This is a genomic window from Facklamia sp. HMSC062C11 (genome assembly GCF_001810675.1).
GTDB lineage: Bacteria > Bacillota > Bacilli > Lactobacillales > Aerococcaceae > Facklamia > Facklamia hominis.
Window position 1 is genome coordinate 236,439 of record NZ_KV802403.1, and the last position, 14,414, is coordinate 250,852.

9 protein-coding genes are annotated in these 14,414 nt (G+C 45.5%); 7 read left to right on the forward strand and 2 right to left on the reverse strand.

The window, feature by feature from the left end; translation table 11 throughout:
* Window positions 1-24 precede the first annotated feature (24 nt).
* Both HMPREF2758_RS06715 and HMPREF2758_RS06720 read left to right on the forward strand, forming a co-directional pair.
* Complete coding sequence (locus HMPREF2758_RS06715; protein ID WP_070609714.1) at window positions 25-2,052, forward strand: amidase family protein; 2,028 nt, start codon at window positions 25-27, stop codon at window positions 2,050-2,052.
* 68 nt (window positions 2,053-2,120) lie between these two features.
* The gene (locus HMPREF2758_RS06720; RefSeq protein ID WP_070609715.1) at window positions 2,121-3,335 is read left to right on the forward strand and encodes an MFS transporter; all 1,215 of its coding nucleotides are present in this window, start codon (window positions 2,121-2,123) and stop codon (window positions 3,333-3,335) included.
* 64 nt (window positions 3,336-3,399) lie between these two features.
* Here the strand turns inward: HMPREF2758_RS06720 and HMPREF2758_RS06725 are convergent, their stop codons facing one another.
* Window positions 3,400-6,393, reverse strand: coding sequence for a glycoside hydrolase family 2 (locus tag HMPREF2758_RS06725; protein WP_070609716.1), 2,994 nt, complete (start codon window positions 6,391-6,393; stop codon window positions 3,400-3,402).
* A gap of 83 nt (window positions 6,394-6,476) precedes the next feature.
* The gene (locus tag HMPREF2758_RS06730) at window positions 6,477-7,310 is read right to left on the reverse strand and encodes an AraC family transcriptional regulator (RefSeq protein ID WP_070609717.1); all 834 of its coding nucleotides are present in this window, start codon (window positions 7,308-7,310) and stop codon (window positions 6,477-6,479) included.
* A 117-nt stretch (window positions 7,311-7,427) separates the two neighbouring features.
* On the opposite strand from HMPREF2758_RS06730, the gene HMPREF2758_RS06735 reads away from it, so the two are divergent.
* The 5 genes from HMPREF2758_RS06735 (at window position 7,428) to HMPREF2758_RS06755 (ending at window position 14,171) form a co-directional block, all read left to right on the forward strand.
* Window positions 7,428-8,708 carry an ABC transporter substrate-binding protein gene (locus HMPREF2758_RS06735; protein WP_070609718.1) on the forward strand — a complete coding sequence of 427 codons (1,281 nt, stop codon included), beginning with the start codon at window positions 7,428-7,430 and terminating at the stop codon, window positions 8,706-8,708.
* Window positions 8,709-9,089: 381 nt separating this feature from the next.
* Complete coding sequence (locus tag HMPREF2758_RS06740; protein WP_006908686.1) at window positions 9,090-9,968, forward strand: carbohydrate ABC transporter permease; 879 nt, start codon at window positions 9,090-9,092, stop codon at window positions 9,966-9,968.
* Complete coding sequence (locus tag HMPREF2758_RS06745; protein ID WP_016648473.1) at window positions 9,955-10,779, forward strand: carbohydrate ABC transporter permease; 825 nt, start codon at window positions 9,955-9,957, stop codon at window positions 10,777-10,779. The genes HMPREF2758_RS06740 and HMPREF2758_RS06745 overlap by 14 nt, the downstream gene beginning before the upstream one ends.
* Before the next feature lie 15 nt (window positions 10,780-10,794).
* Window positions 10,795-12,963, forward strand: a complete 2,169-nt coding sequence (locus HMPREF2758_RS06750) for an alpha-galactosidase (RefSeq protein WP_070609719.1) — start codon at window positions 10,795-10,797, stop codon at window positions 12,961-12,963.
* 95 nt (window positions 12,964-13,058) lie between these two features.
* Complete coding sequence (locus tag HMPREF2758_RS06755) at window positions 13,059-14,171, forward strand: ABC transporter ATP-binding protein (RefSeq protein WP_006908689.1); 1,113 nt, start codon at window positions 13,059-13,061, stop codon at window positions 14,169-14,171.
* The last annotated feature ends 243 nt before the right edge of the window (window positions 14,172-14,414 follow it).

Genomic DNA, 14,414 nt, shown 5'->3' on the forward strand with positions numbered 1-14,414 from the left:
TAATATTGAGAAAAGGAGCTTTCTATGAAAAGAAATCTTTGGCATCAACGTTTACTATTATCAAGTTTGTTATTTCCTTTAGTCCTAAATGCACCACTTAGTCAAGTAGCTGCGCAGGAACCAGTGACAGATCCGGTTATTGAGACTACGGTTAATCAGTTGGAGGAGACGGCTGTCCCTTTAGAGTCTTCTAATCCAGAAGGCAGTCAAGCAGAAGACCAACCACTGGCTCCTTTTACCAAAGCGGATTACGAGACCAGTTCAGCCACTCAAATGGCTCAGGCCATCCGTCAAGGACGAGTGACCAGTGAACAGTTAGTGAATTGGGCTTTTGAAGAGATTGAGGCTAAAGATGGTGAGCTCAATGCCATGATTTCGACCCGTAAGGAAGAAGCCTTAAAAGAGGCACGGGAATTAGAAGATCAAGGGCAACCCTTTTATGGAGTCCCCTTACTCTTAAAAGGTCTAGGCCATACCATCAAAGGCGGCGATAATACCAATGGTCTGACCTATATGGAAGGGACGCAGTCTCGTAGTGATTCACGGATCACTAAGGATCTTAAAAAGGCTGGCTTTATTGTGGTAGGTCAGACTAACTATCCGGAATTAGGGCTGAAGAATATTTCGGATTCCAAACTCTATGGTAGATCAGCCAATGGTTTAGATCCCCAATATGCAGCAGGTGGCTCGTCAGGTGGATCGGCCGCAGGGATTGCAGCTCATTATGCGCCTGTAGCGAGCGGGTCAGATGCTGGAGGGTCTATTCGAATTCCTGCTTCCTGGAATGGCCTGATCGGTTACAAGCCGAGTCGTGGTGTCTTAGATCAGAATCCTGACCGTCCCAACTTGCAGGTCGTTCATTTTCCGCTAACAAAGAATATGACGGACACGGTTGGATTATTCGACTTTTTTGGAGGGAGTGTCTATCCAGAGATATCATTTGACCCCAAGAATATAAAAATTGCCTATAGCACACAATCCCCTGTTAATACCGATGTTTCTCCCGAGGCTCAGGAAGCCGTTCATCAAATGGTCGCTTATCTAAAAGGTCTTGGATTTAGCTTAGAGGAAGTAGCTGCTCCAATCGATGGGGTTTCTTTAATGCATGATTACTATACCTTAGCAGCGGCCAGCGGTAGTTTTGCGAATTTTCTATCCCAACAAAAACGTAAACAAGCGATCCAATTTGATGAGGTGGATCCTACAACCTGGGTTTTATATCAATATAGCCAACATCTCGATAAAAAGGATAGTGAGTTAGCTTGGCGACGCATTCATGAGCAAGCTGAAAAAATGAAGCAATTCCGCCAAAACTATCCACTCTATCTAACCCCTAGCACGGCTTTCTTGGCTCCCAAGTTAGAAGACCCCTTGTTGACTGCAGACCATCTGCAACAAATTAAGGAGAGTCATCTGTTAGATAAGGAGGCTCTAGCTCAATTGGTCTATGATCAGTGGTTAACGGCCTTAAGATATACACCTTTTACACAGTTGGCCAACTTGACAGGAGAGCCCGCGATTTCCTTACCGACTTATCAGGCTGAAGACGGGCGGACGCTGGGCGTGCAATTTCAAGCGGGCTTGAAGCAGGACCGACTCTTACTAGCAGTAGGTCAACTCTTAGAACAAGCCGGTCAATTTTATTACCAGAAACCATCCGTCCCAGTTCCTTCAACACCAGAAGACGAATCAGAGGAAGCAGGGCAAGACTCTGTTGATGAAAACGTGGAATCAGAAAATCCTAGTCCAGCACCGGCTGACAATGAGTCAGACCATGAGGAAGCGACTGGTCAAGATTCAAATCCAGATCATTCCACTTCTCTTGAAGCCACTGAGACAGATTCGGCGGATAAAGACTTGCCTTCAAACGATTCAAGTGAAGCGACAGCCTCTGATCCAGGCGATCATCAATCCCAAACCAAGCCCTTAAAATCTAAGGCTCTCTTACCAGAAACGGGCGAGACGTCGATTAATGGCTTCTGGCCAGCCATGATGCTTGGATGGGGATGGGTCTTTATTCTCTGGTCAAGTAAAATCCGTGGCGGAAAGTAAGCCTCTTCCTCAATTGTGCTTTCATACCTTCCTTGTTATAATCGGTTAGTAATAAATGGCGGTGAGTCATGGGGAGAGGAAGAGTTGTTATTAAGTCTTCAATACGATTAAAAGAAAGTGCCTTTGTAGCCAGTTATGGGGCCATGTTTTTTGAGGGGGCTTTGAATGTGATTATCAATGCCTCCTTGATTCAATTGGCACAGAGTCTAGACCGAAGCCTAGGTGAGGTGGCTCAGTTGATCTCAGCTAAGAGCTTGGGGACCTTGTTGTTTCTCTATCTAGCGGGCAAGTGGTCCGACCAATATGGGAGAAAACCCTTGGTTTTATTAGGGAGTCTTTGCTTCTTGATCTTTTTACTGGGTTTTTCTTGGACGACGTCCTTTACAGGTCTATTGTTGCTAGCCTTGTTGGGAGGGGTGGGCCATGGTTTGATGGATGCCCCGTCTATGTCCATTCTTTTTGATTTACTGGCGGATAAAGCAGGCTCAGCCTTGATCTTGGTGCAATTTTTCTTTTCTTTAGGGGGCATGTTTGTATCCTTTGTGGTCTCACATACGGTAGCGGCGGGTCTATCCTATCGCTGGATTTATTCTTTGATGCTGGGCTTTGGGCTGGTCTACTTGTTACATGTAGCTTTGAGTCCACTTCCGGCCTTAAGACGGTCAGAAGAATCGACCCCTTTACCGCAAAAGGCCAGCCAGATCTTAGCCACTCCAGCCATGATGACTGTCTTGGCGGGGATTTGCCTTTTTGCCATCTATCAATATATTATGTTGACTTGGACACCACATTTCCTTCAGCAGACCAAGGGCTATCAAGCCGCTACAGCCTTACGAACGGTGGCCATCTATCAAATGGGTGGGGCCCTGGGGTCAGTGGCTTTCTCTCTAGTGTTACGTAGGATTAGGGCCGCACAACTGGCTCTAATGAATACGGGGCTTACCTTGGGCTTGTCCTTGGCCTTGTTATTCTTGCAGCAAGCTTTGGCCTTGCAGCTTTGCCTCTTTTTGATGGGAGCGATTATGTCAGTGTACTTTTCCTTGTGTATCAGTATCGGTGGCGAGCTCTATCCTCAAGCGACAGGCTTAGTCAGTGGGGCCATTGCCAGCTTCAATGTGGTGACCACCTTGTTGGCTTCTCTTCTGATTAGCTTCTTGATGGAAGGGAAGATACCGGTGACGGCTTTATTTTTATTGCTGGTAGTTATTCTAGGAATCTTGATGGGGGTATCCTGGAAGATGTGGCAGATCGAACAAGGGCTAAAGGATTCGATTCCATCCTAACAACATCAAAAAAGCATCGTCGAAGACTTTGAGTCTGGACGATGCTTTTTATCTTGGCTTGAGCTTAGTCTTGGATCAAGGCTAAGGCGAAGCTAAAGTTAAAGCTTGGATCATTTAATTGATAGTCCTTGGCGAGTTCTGGACCACAGGCATTTGATCCGGTACCGCTTTGAGCGTAGTCAAGAATGAGATAGTGGCTGTCTTCCTTTTGCAGCTGATCGCGGTGGGCGACTTGAGTGAGCTGGTCAATGGAATAGGCGGATAGATTAAAGGATAAGGAGCTATCGGCTTGGACGGCCAAGTGTGCTTGACTCCCTTTCACAGTCAGGTCGAGGACTTGATTGTGGGCCCCATTTTCTTGGGGAGTGACATAGGCTTCGTATAAGTCGTCAATATCTTGGATAAAACGTGCTTGGAAGTTAGCATGGTGCTTGTCTTCATAGGATTCATGCGGACCATTTCCAAGATAGTTGACGCTTTGGTAGTCGCTAGCTAGTGGTAGAACCATTCCAAAGCGCGGAAGGAAAGGCATAATCGGGTTCTTTTCGACTTGGCAAGATAGATGAACCTGGCCTTGTGGGCTGATTTGCCAATGGATATCAAGGTCCAGAATAGTCTGCCGTGCGAGGGCATTGAGGACGCCTTTGAGTCGGATATCAATACCTTGATCGCTTTCCTCAATTTGATAGTCGTGGATGCGTGTCCGAGTATGATGGTAGTTGGCTTGTTCCCATTCCTTACGGATGTTGCGATCGTTATCGATCGGGGCACGCCAGATGGTCCAATAGCCTGGACGTGTGAGCTGGTCAACGCCCTTGAGGGAGAGTTCCTGAATGGCACCACTTTCCTTAGCAATGGATAGAGTGATGTCATCGATATGAACAGCAATCCGGTCAGTTAGGTCTTGAACAGAAATAGTCTTGGCTTGAGCAGGTAGATCAGTTAGCTGGTAGGCTTGGAGTTGAATACAGTCAAAGCCAAGCTCATAGCCTTCAGCTTGTTGGTAAGTAACTAAGCGTAGCATGGCAGCATCAGAACAGGCTTCCTGATAAGGGCTCAAGTCCAGTGTGGCTTGCCCTTGTCCAGGGCAGTCTAGGCTTCCTACAAAGAGGATGTCGGTGAGTTGACCGTCTCGATCATAGACTTCCAACTTAAAGTCGACCTGGTCTTTTAAATTGATAAAGTCATAGTAACTTTGGATCTTTGCTTGGAAATGCTCTTGATCAAAGGCCACTAATTTAACGGGACGGAAGACTTGGCGGTGGTCCAAAACACCCGTGTGTGGCGTTCGGTCAGGATACATGAGTCCATCCATGCAGAAGTTGCCGGCATGCGGATATTCCCCGTGGTCACCGCCATAACGGTAGAGGGGTTCTTGGTCAGGCTGGTGGCGGTTAAGGTTGACCGCATGGTCGGCCCATTCCCAGACGAAGGCTCCGATAAAGGAATCATGGGCCATCATAAAGTCGTAGTAGGCCTTGATATCACCGGGACCGTTCCCCATGGCGTGGATGTATTCACAGAGGATGAAAGGCTTTTGAGCGGGTTGACTGAAGTAGAGTTCCTCAATCTCTTCCACAGAGGGATACATGCGGCTCCACATGTCGAGACAGTCCGTATTATAGGTTTTTTGCCGGTCATGATACCAATAGGCTTCGTAGTGGAGCGGACGACTAGGATCGAGCTCACGAGCCGCTTGTAACATTTCTTCAATGCAGATGCCATAACCGGATTCATTGCCTCCCGACCAGAAGACGATCGAAGCATAATTCATAAATGGCCGCATGGAATGCAGCATCCGATCTTTGAATTGTTGGGCAAAGGTAGGGTCGTCTGCCATCATATTATAGTTATCATTGCCTCCTAAGCCATAGAGATCGACCACACCGTGACATTCAATATCCGCTTCAGAGATGACATAAAAGCCCATGCGGTCGGTTAGTTCGTAGAACTCGGCTGTCTTAGGGTAGTGGGCGGTCCGGATGGCATTGAAGTTATATTGCTTCATCAAAGTTAAGTCCTTGATTTGTTCATCCAAGGTTACTGTTGCTCCTGTATTGGGTTGGCTGTCATGTTGGTTGACACCGATTAATTTGACGGGGACTTGGTTGATATAAAAGATCTGGTCGCGAATTTCGATATGACGTAGACCTAGCGCTTGACGAATGACCTCCTGATCGCTTTCAAGGTAGATTTCATACAGATAAGGAGTCTCCGCATTCCATAGCAGGGGTTGGTCAACCGGAATGGTCAGCTCACTATTAGCAGGCATGGACCCTTGGTAGAGGGTATTTCCTTGGGGATCCAAAAGACTTAGCTTGACGTCTTTCTCCAAACCAATCCCCTGTAGGGCCAAATGAATGGACGCTTGGCTTAAGTCATCGTTAAAGCTTTGGGTGATTTGGTAGTCGGTGATTCGCGCCTTAGGACGTTGTAATAGGTAGACATCTCTAAAAATGCCTGAATAGCGGAATTTGTCCTGGTCTTCATAGTAAGTGCCATCACACCATTGCAGCACTAAGACATGCAGGTCATTTTGTCCGACATGTAGATAGTCTGTCAGGTCAAATTCACTCTGGCGATGACTGATTTGGCTATAGCCGACAAATTGACCATTCAGCCAGAGATAGAAGGCGGAATCCACTCCTTCAAAGTTCAAGAAGTAGTCGTCTTCTAGACTATCGATCTCAATCTTGCGGTGGTATAGGCCAGCTGGATTGTTGTAAGGGACATGGGGGGGATCGTAAGGGATCGGGAATTCCGTATTGGAGTACTGGATCTGACCATAGCCATGCAGTTGCCAGCATGAAGGAACGGGGATCTGGTCATAGTCGAGTGATACCGGACAATCGGCCTGCCAATAGGCTTGGTCAATGTGCCGAACATTGTCAAAATAATGAAAATCCCAGATGCCATTAAGGTCGATATAGCGTGAGGATTGCCGACGGTTGCTGCCATCGAAGTCATCCGCTTTTCGGTAAGGAATAAAATAAGACCGGTCAGCCTCCACATTCAAAGCGGTTAGGGACAGGTCTTCAAAATAATTCGGTAGTAACATGTAAACGCCTCCTCCTAGAATCTTCTTTTATTATAGGGAAAATACTAGCAAGAAGCTATATGCAATTGGGTGATGGAATATGGTTAAATGTTTCCTTGATTGTGTAGGCGATAATGGCTGGGACTTTGTTGATAGTAGCGCTTAAAGGTCTTGGAAAACAACAATTGATCGTCATAACCGACCGCATTGGCGATTTCGTTGATGGTCAATTGAGTATGGCCAAGCAGATAGTTGGCATATTCCATGCGTCGAGTCATCAGCAGGGACTGGGGAGAAGTTTGATAGCGTAGCTTAAAGAGCTTATAAAGGTAGGACCGGCTAATCCCGACGTAATGGGCTACATCTTGAATGGTGATCGGATGTTGAAAATTATTAAGGATATAATCATAGGCGATCTCTTCATAGTTCTTTGTTTGGCTAGTTATTACGGGGCGGTCTGTATTAGGGAATTCCCGACAAATCTCGTAGAGAAATTGGTAACAGAGGCTTTTAAGCAGGATCTCACGGTAGGCAAGGTTTTTTTGCTGAAAGCAGAGGTCAATCACTTGATTAAGGACATTGAAGCAAGCCATCTGTGGTTCGTAGGAGAAGTAACGCTGGTGGTCCAACAGAGACTGACCGATGTATTGGTCAAAATCCCTCCCACTCAAGCCGATCCAGCGATATTCCCAAGCCTTATCGAGGGGAAAGTAGCGGGCGTGGTCGCCGCGCCGAATGACAAAGCCTTGATTGGGGCCCACTTGAAAGACCTGGCGGTTGATCTCAACTTGCCCTTGTCCTCTAAGGACAAAGTGGATGACATAGTTTTGAAAGGCGGAGTAGTCATATTGGCGGAATTGATCATACTGTTGAAAGCCACATTCATCCAGTCCTAATCCATCCGCTTGTTGTTGAAATTGTAGCCATTGACGTGTCATGGAATATCCCTCCTAGGAAACATTTTACCATATAATCAATCCATTTGAACATATTAAGACAAAAAACTTGTGTTATAATGAAGGAGAAAACGCTTTACAATAAGGAAGGGGATAATCATGAAAAAGTTGTTTAAGGTTTTATCAGTGGTTGTCATGGCATTCGCAACATTAGCAGCGACATTGCTACCGATGACACAAGTTTCAGCCAAGGAAAAGGTGACGGTTTGGGCCTGGGATCCTAACTTTAACATCAAGGCCTTGGAGATTGCACGGGATATCTATTTGAAGGATAATCCGGATTTTGATTTGGATATTGTGGAAAGTGCGCAAAATGATATCGTTCAACGTTTGAATACGTCATTAAGTTCTGGTGTGACAGATGGGCTTCCTGATATCGTCTTAATTGAAGATTACCGGGCTCAAAGCTTCTTAACGGCATTCCCAGATGCTTTTGTGCCTTTAGATGACTATTACAACAAAGAAGACTTCGCTGATTATAAGGTACAAGCAACTACTGCGAATGATAAATCTTACGGTGTACCTTTTGATACAGGGGTAACGGGTCTATATATCCGTAAGGATTTATTGGAAGAAGCAGGATATACCTTAGATGATGTGACCAATATTACTTGGCGTGAATTAGCTGAAATCGGTAAGAAGATCAAAGAAACAACCGATGTCAAGCTATTATCAATGGACTTGAATGACTTGGGTCTGATTCGTGCTATGATCAATGCCAGTGGCGCTTGGTATACTAAAGAAGACGGCGTGACACCTTGGATTGCTGACAATGAAGCTTTGAAAGAAGCCTTCACGGTCTTCAAAGAAATGTACGATGCGGATATCGTTAACGTTCACTCTGACTGGGCACAAATGTTACAAGCCTTTAACGGTGGTAAAGTAGCGACTGTTCCTCAAGGTAACTGGATTACACCATCCGTTGTAGCTCAAGAAGACCAAGCAGGCAAATGGGCAGTGGTTCCATGGCCTAAACAAGACAATGTTGAAGGATCCGTTAACGCTTCAAACTTAGGAGGATCTTCCTTCTATGTCCTAAATACTAAAAACTCTGAAGCAGCAGCTAAATTCATCGGTACGATTATTGGTGGCAGCAAAGAATTCTATGAACAAGCAATGAATGAAATTGGTGTTCTTGGAACTTACACGCCAACGCTTGAAACCGACGTTTATAATCAAGAAGTAGATTACTTTGGCGGACAACAAATTTATAAAGACTTCGCTCAATGGGCTGAACAAATTCCATCCGTTAACTATGGTTCACATACTTATGCGGTCGAAGACATTCTTAAGAATGCATTACAACAATATTTAGGCGGTGGCGACCTCGACCAAATCCTAAAAGACGCCCAAACCCAAGCAGAAAACCAATTAAACTAAAGAGTGCGACAAAAAGCGCCATGATCCGCCGCAATAAGCAAACCCTCGAAGCACCAAAGCGTGCCCGAGAGGGAGTGCTTATTGGCAAGGATCAGCTTTTTGAAACAGGTTTAGAAAGAGTGCGACCAGGCGCGGTTATCTCCTGTAGGATAAGCCAAGCCTAGCAGGGAGGGTGAACAAATCACCCGAGCTAGGATTGGCTTAGACCTAAGGAGATGCGACTGGAAGCAGGTTTAAAGAGTGCGACAAAAAGCGTCGCGCACTGCTAAAAACTTGAAAGTTTTATGAGAGTGATTGCTGTCACTCATGTATTGCCAGTTTGCATTTAGGAGGCTGTAACACTCATGTCACAGCCTCTTTTTTTACAGGAGGTTTATTACCATGGTATCAGAAAAAGATCGTCGAAAAATCGGTTGGTTGTTTATCCTCATTCCAACGCTTTTGATCTTTCTATTTTATTTTTACCCCATGCTGCAAGCATTTCTGATCTCGTTACAAAGTGGTTCAGGAACCAATCTTAAGTTTGTGGGTGGAAGTAACTATCAACGGCTCTTGCGGGATCCGGTTTTTATTGAGGCCTTCAAAAACACCCTAATTTTCTTGATTTTCCAAGTGCCAATCATGATTGTTTTGGCTATGTTCTTTGCGGTAGTCTTAAATGAACGCACTTTGAAATGGAAGGGGATCTTCCGAACGATTGTCTATCTTCCTTCGGTCACTTCTTTAGTGGCTTATTCCTTAGTTTTTAAATATTTATTTGCCAATAATGGAATTATTAACAACTTATTGATGGATTTCCATTGGATCGACCAACCAATCTTATGGTTGTCTCATCCGGTTTGGTCCAAGATTGTCATTATTCTAGCCATTACCTGGCGGTGGACGGGTTACAATATGATCTTCTTCCTATCGGCCTTGCAGAATATTGAACCTTCGATTTATGAGGCAGCAGATATCGATGGAGCCAGTGCTTGGACTAAGTTCACCCGAATTACGGCGCCGCTTTTGAAGCCAGTCATTCTTTTTACAACGATTACCTCAACCATTGGGACCTTGCAGCTTTTTGATGAGACCATGAATATCACTCAAGGAGGGCCTGGTAATGCTACTTTAACCTTGTCCCAATATATCTATAACTTAGGATTCAAGTACACTCCTGACTTTGGTTATGCGTCGGCCGTTTCTTTTGTAGTGGCAGTTGTTATTATTATCTTGTCGAGTATTCAATTAGTGGTAGGTGGAAAAAATGAAGCCGCATAAAAAAATCTTAATGTATCTCTTTTTATTCCTGATTTCAATTGTCTTTGCCTTTCCTTTTTATTTCTTAATCGTTTCGGCGACCAATGCCAGTATTGATGTGACCAGTGGTCGCTTATTACCCGGTGCGCATCTGTTGGAGAATTGGAAGAGTTTGATGGCGCAGACAGACTTGATGGGGGCCTTTATTAATTCAGCCTTGGTTGCTTTATGCCAAACCGTGCTGGCGCTCTTATTATCCTCGATGGCTGGTTATGCCTTTGAGATCTATCGGTCCAAGTTGTCAGACTTTATCTTTAATTTATTGCTAGCCTCGATGATGATTCCCTTTGCGGCGATCATTATTCCTTTATTCCGTCTCTTTGGATCGATGGGGCAAGTCTCGTCTGCGATTGGGATCAACTCCTACGCCTCGGTCTACTTGCCTTATATCTCCACGGCCTTTTTAATCTTCTTCTTCCGGCAAAATACCAAGATGTTTTCGCGGGAATTATTAGAAGCGGGCCGAATTGACGGCTTATCGGAATGGGGGCTCTTCTTTAGAATTTACATGCCAACCATGAAGAATTCCTATGCAGCAGCAGCGATTATTACCTTTATGAGCTCTTGGAATAACTTCTTATGGCCTTTAGTAACGCTTTTATCGCCCGATAAGCAGACTGTGCCAATTCTTCTATCCAACCTGGGTGCCTCTTATGCACCCGATTACGGCATGATTATGTTGGCGATTTTGATTTCCATGGTGCCAACCCTGATCATCTTCTTCTGTCTACAACGTTATTTTGTAGCGGGTATGCTGGGTTCTGTTAAATAATAGGAAGGATACGCTATGAAAATCTGTAAAGCGGAGAATTTATTTTATTTAGTGAATGACCAAGTGGCCTTGATTATGGAAGAAAAGGAAGGCCGCCTCTTTTTAAGACACTTTGGAGGGCCGATTGCTTCCTATCACCATGCTAACGCTATGTATGAAATGGACCATGCTTTTTCACCGAATCCAAGGTCTGAAGACCGGACCTTCTCCATGGATACCCAGCGTCAAGTGCTGGGACAAGTGGGGCGGGGGGATTTTCGCAAGCCGTCCATTCGAATCAACCATACCAACAATCAAGTCACGGATTTTCGCTATGTCGATTATCAAGTGCTAGAGGGGGTGCCTCAAGTAACCGGGCTTCCTAGTCCTCATGCCAAAGAGGGACAGGCTCAGACCTTGAAGTTGCAGCTTAAAGACACGGTTTTGGACCTGTATTTGAATCTGTACTATACCCTTTATGAAGGCAGTGCTACTTTGACTTGTTTTCAGGAAGTGGTCAACCAGACTGGGGAAACGATTGAATTAGCCACTTGCTTATCCGCTATGTTGGATCTACCGGCAGGGGCTTATGATGTGATCAGCTTCCAGGGGGCTTATGGTCGTGAGAAACGATTCCAGCGGCAAGCTCTCCAACAAGGTTACTTTGAAATAGGCTCTAGTCGTGGGGCTAGCGGTCATGGTCAAACACCAGCCATTATTTTAGCGGACCGCTTGACTCAGGATGACGCAGGCCAAGCCTATGCCTTACAAATAATGTATAGTGGTAATTTCCAAGCATTTGCTCAGTGCAACCAATTGGAAGAGGTTCGCTTAGGAATTGGCATTCATCCAGACTTCTTAAATTGGCGTTTAGCGACAGGCGAGAGCTTTTCAAGCCCGGTCGCTTTGATGACTTACACTTACCGGGGATTGAATGCCTTGAGTCAGGCAAGCCAGACCTTTATCTTAGACCATATTATGCCGCAGGCTTATTCCCAGCAACTTCGTCCTATCCTGATTAATAATTGGGAAGCGACTTATTTTGATTTTAACTTTGATAAATTGACCCAGATTGTCGATAAGGCTCAGGAAGTTGGGATTGAACTTTTTGTCTTGGATGATGGATGGTTTGGTGATCGGCAAGATGATCAACGGGCTCTGGGTGACTGGGTGGTCAATGAATCCAAGCTGGGGGGACCCTTGAGTCGCTTGATCGATTATGTGCATGATCGGGGGATGAAGTTTGGTTTATGGATTGAACCTGAGATGATCTCGCAAGAATCCGATCTCTACCGTCAGCATTCAGATTGGGTGATTCAAGTGCCAGGTCGTAGTCACACTTATGCCCGTAGTCAACTCGTTCTGGATTATGCCAATCCGGAAGTGGTCGCTTATTTCAAAGAATTGTTTGGCGATCTCTTAAGCCGATATGCCATCGACTATATCAAGTGGGATATGAACCGCAATATCACCGATGTGGGTAATGGAACTAGTCTCAGTGACACCTTGATGCAGCCCCACCGACATCTCTTAGGGGTCTATGACTTAATGGCTTATCTCACGCAGACTTTCCCACACGTATTATTTGAATCCTGTGCCGGGGGTGGGGGACGCAATGACCTGGGGGTGATGCGCTATTTCCCACAAGTTTGGGTGTCCGATAATACGGATGCGGTTGAACGATTAGCCATTCAGCATGGTCATACTTATTTATATCCAACAATTGCCATGGGGGCGCATGTCTCCGCTGTACCTAATCACCAGATGAACCGCACGACGCCTTTAAAGACGCGGGGGGACGTGGCCATGACGGGGAACCTGGGCTATGAATTGGACCTTTGCCAACTTTCGGATGAGGAATTAGAGCAAGTGGGCCAACAAGTCGCTTTCTACAAGACCATTCGACCGATTATCCAAAGGGGTCAACGGACCCGCTTGTTAGATCCGGAGCTTTTCCCCAACGATTGGGCCTGTCAGTTTAGCTATCAAGACCAACTGGTCGTCTTTTATGGACGTGTCTTATCGACCTTGGAGAAGAGTGAACTGACCCTTAAGTTAAAGAATTTAGACCCGCACGCCTTTTATCAAGAACAGTCCTCTGGTAAAATTTATTCAGGAGCCGAATTGATCTATGCCGGTCTAACCATGGTTGTTCCTCGTGGTGATTTCCAAACGTCACTGCAATATTTTAAGAAGATCCAATAGGTGGCGTTAACAATTTGTGTGGGAACTTCCTCAGCGAGATCGAGTAGGTTGAGATAGGAAGTGCCTTGCGGTTTTGACATAAAGGAGAGTTTCAGATGGTAGAAATTAACTTAAAGAATATCTATAAAAAATATGACAATGCGACTGATTATTCGGTGACGGATTTTAATTTGTCGGTGGCTGATCAGGAATTTATCGTCTTTGTAGGGCCTTCTGGTTGTGGGAAATCAACCACTTTACGCATGATTGCTGGCTTGGAAGAGATTACCCAAGGAGAGCTCTATATTGATGGTCAATTAATGAACAAGGTGGCGCCTAAGGACCGGGATATAGCCATGGTTTTCCAGAATTATGCGCTTTATCCACATATGACGGTCTATGACAATATGGCCTTTGGTTTGAAGTTGCGTAAGTATGACAAGGCGAAGATTGATCAACGGGTTAAGGAAGCGGCAGCCCTCTTAGGCTTGACGGAATACCTAGATCGCAAGCCGGCGGCCTTATCCGGTGGGCAACGACAACGGGTGGCTTTGGGCCGGGCGATCGTGCGTGAAGCCAAGGTCTTCTTGATGGATGAACCCCTATCTAACTTGGATGCTAAATTGCGGGTGCAAATGCGAGCAGAGATTTCTAAGATTCACCGTCAATTTAAGACAACCACGATCTATGTCACTCACGACCAGACGGAAGCCATGACCATGGCGACACGGATTGTCATTATGAAAGATGGTGTGGTGCAACAAATCGGTAGCCCACAAGAAGTCTATAATCGTCCAGACAATGTGTTTGTAGCGAGCTTCATTGGCTCACCAGCCATGAATTTCTTCGAGGTGACCTATCAGGATGGTCGTATTCACAATGCCAATGGTTTGGATATTCCGGTATCGCTACCGAGCAAGGCAATGTTGGATAAGGCTGGTTACGAAGGCAAGGAATTGATCTTTGGTATTCGTCCGGAAGATATCCATAATGAGCCGATTGTCTTTGATACAACACCGGAGACTGTTACCTCGGCTGAGATTACGGTGGCTGAATTGTTGGGTGCGGAATCGATCATCTATCTTAAGAAGGGGAGCGATGAATTTGTGGCTCGTATGGATGACCGTCAACAAAGAGATCCTGGTGAAAGCATTGAGTTTGCCTTTAATATGAACCGAGCCCACTTCTTTGATAAGGCGACCCAACGGCGTATTGATGAAGCTGAATAAAATCTGATAACTATCAAGCTCAGAGCACGAAGCTCTGGGCTTTTTTGTGTAGTGAGGGCGAAAGGGTTGGTTGCGGTCTCACGGGCTCTAGGGTATTAAGGCGGTGTGGGGTTGTAACTCTGAGTATGCTGAGAGTAGTAAAAATGGTTGGAATTGTAACTCTCAGTGAGTTGAGAGTACTAAAATGGGTAGAAATTGTAACACTGATTGGGCTGAGAGTACTAAAAAGGGCCGAAATTGTAA

Bases quoted from the DNA above. Each gene is read 5' to 3' on its own strand.
- HMPREF2758_RS06745 (WP_016648473.1), top strand. From the start codon at position 9,955: ATGAAGCCGCATAAAAAAATCTTAATGTATCTCTTTTTATTCCTGATT.
- HMPREF2758_RS06730 (WP_070609717.1), bottom strand. From the start codon at position 7,310: ATGACACGTCAATGGCTACAATTTCAACAACAAGCGGATGGATTAGGA.
- HMPREF2758_RS06715 (WP_070609714.1), top strand. From the start codon at position 25: ATGAAAAGAAATCTTTGGCATCAACGTTTACTATTATCAAGTTTGTTA.
- HMPREF2758_RS06735 (WP_070609718.1), top strand. From the start codon at position 7,428: ATGAAAAAGTTGTTTAAGGTTTTATCAGTGGTTGTCATGGCATTCGCA.
- HMPREF2758_RS06740 (WP_006908686.1), top strand. From the start codon at position 9,090: ATGGTATCAGAAAAAGATCGTCGAAAAATCGGTTGGTTGTTTATCCTC.
- HMPREF2758_RS06720 (WP_070609715.1), top strand. From the start codon at position 2,121: ATGGGGAGAGGAAGAGTTGTTATTAAGTCTTCAATACGATTAAAAGAA.
- HMPREF2758_RS06725 (WP_070609716.1), bottom strand. From the start codon at position 6,393: ATGTTACTACCGAATTATTTTGAAGACCTGTCCCTAACCGCTTTGAAT.
- HMPREF2758_RS06755 (WP_006908689.1), top strand. From the start codon at position 13,059: ATGGTAGAAATTAACTTAAAGAATATCTATAAAAAATATGACAATGCG.
- HMPREF2758_RS06750 (WP_070609719.1), top strand. From the start codon at position 10,795: ATGAAAATCTGTAAAGCGGAGAATTTATTTTATTTAGTGAATGACCAA.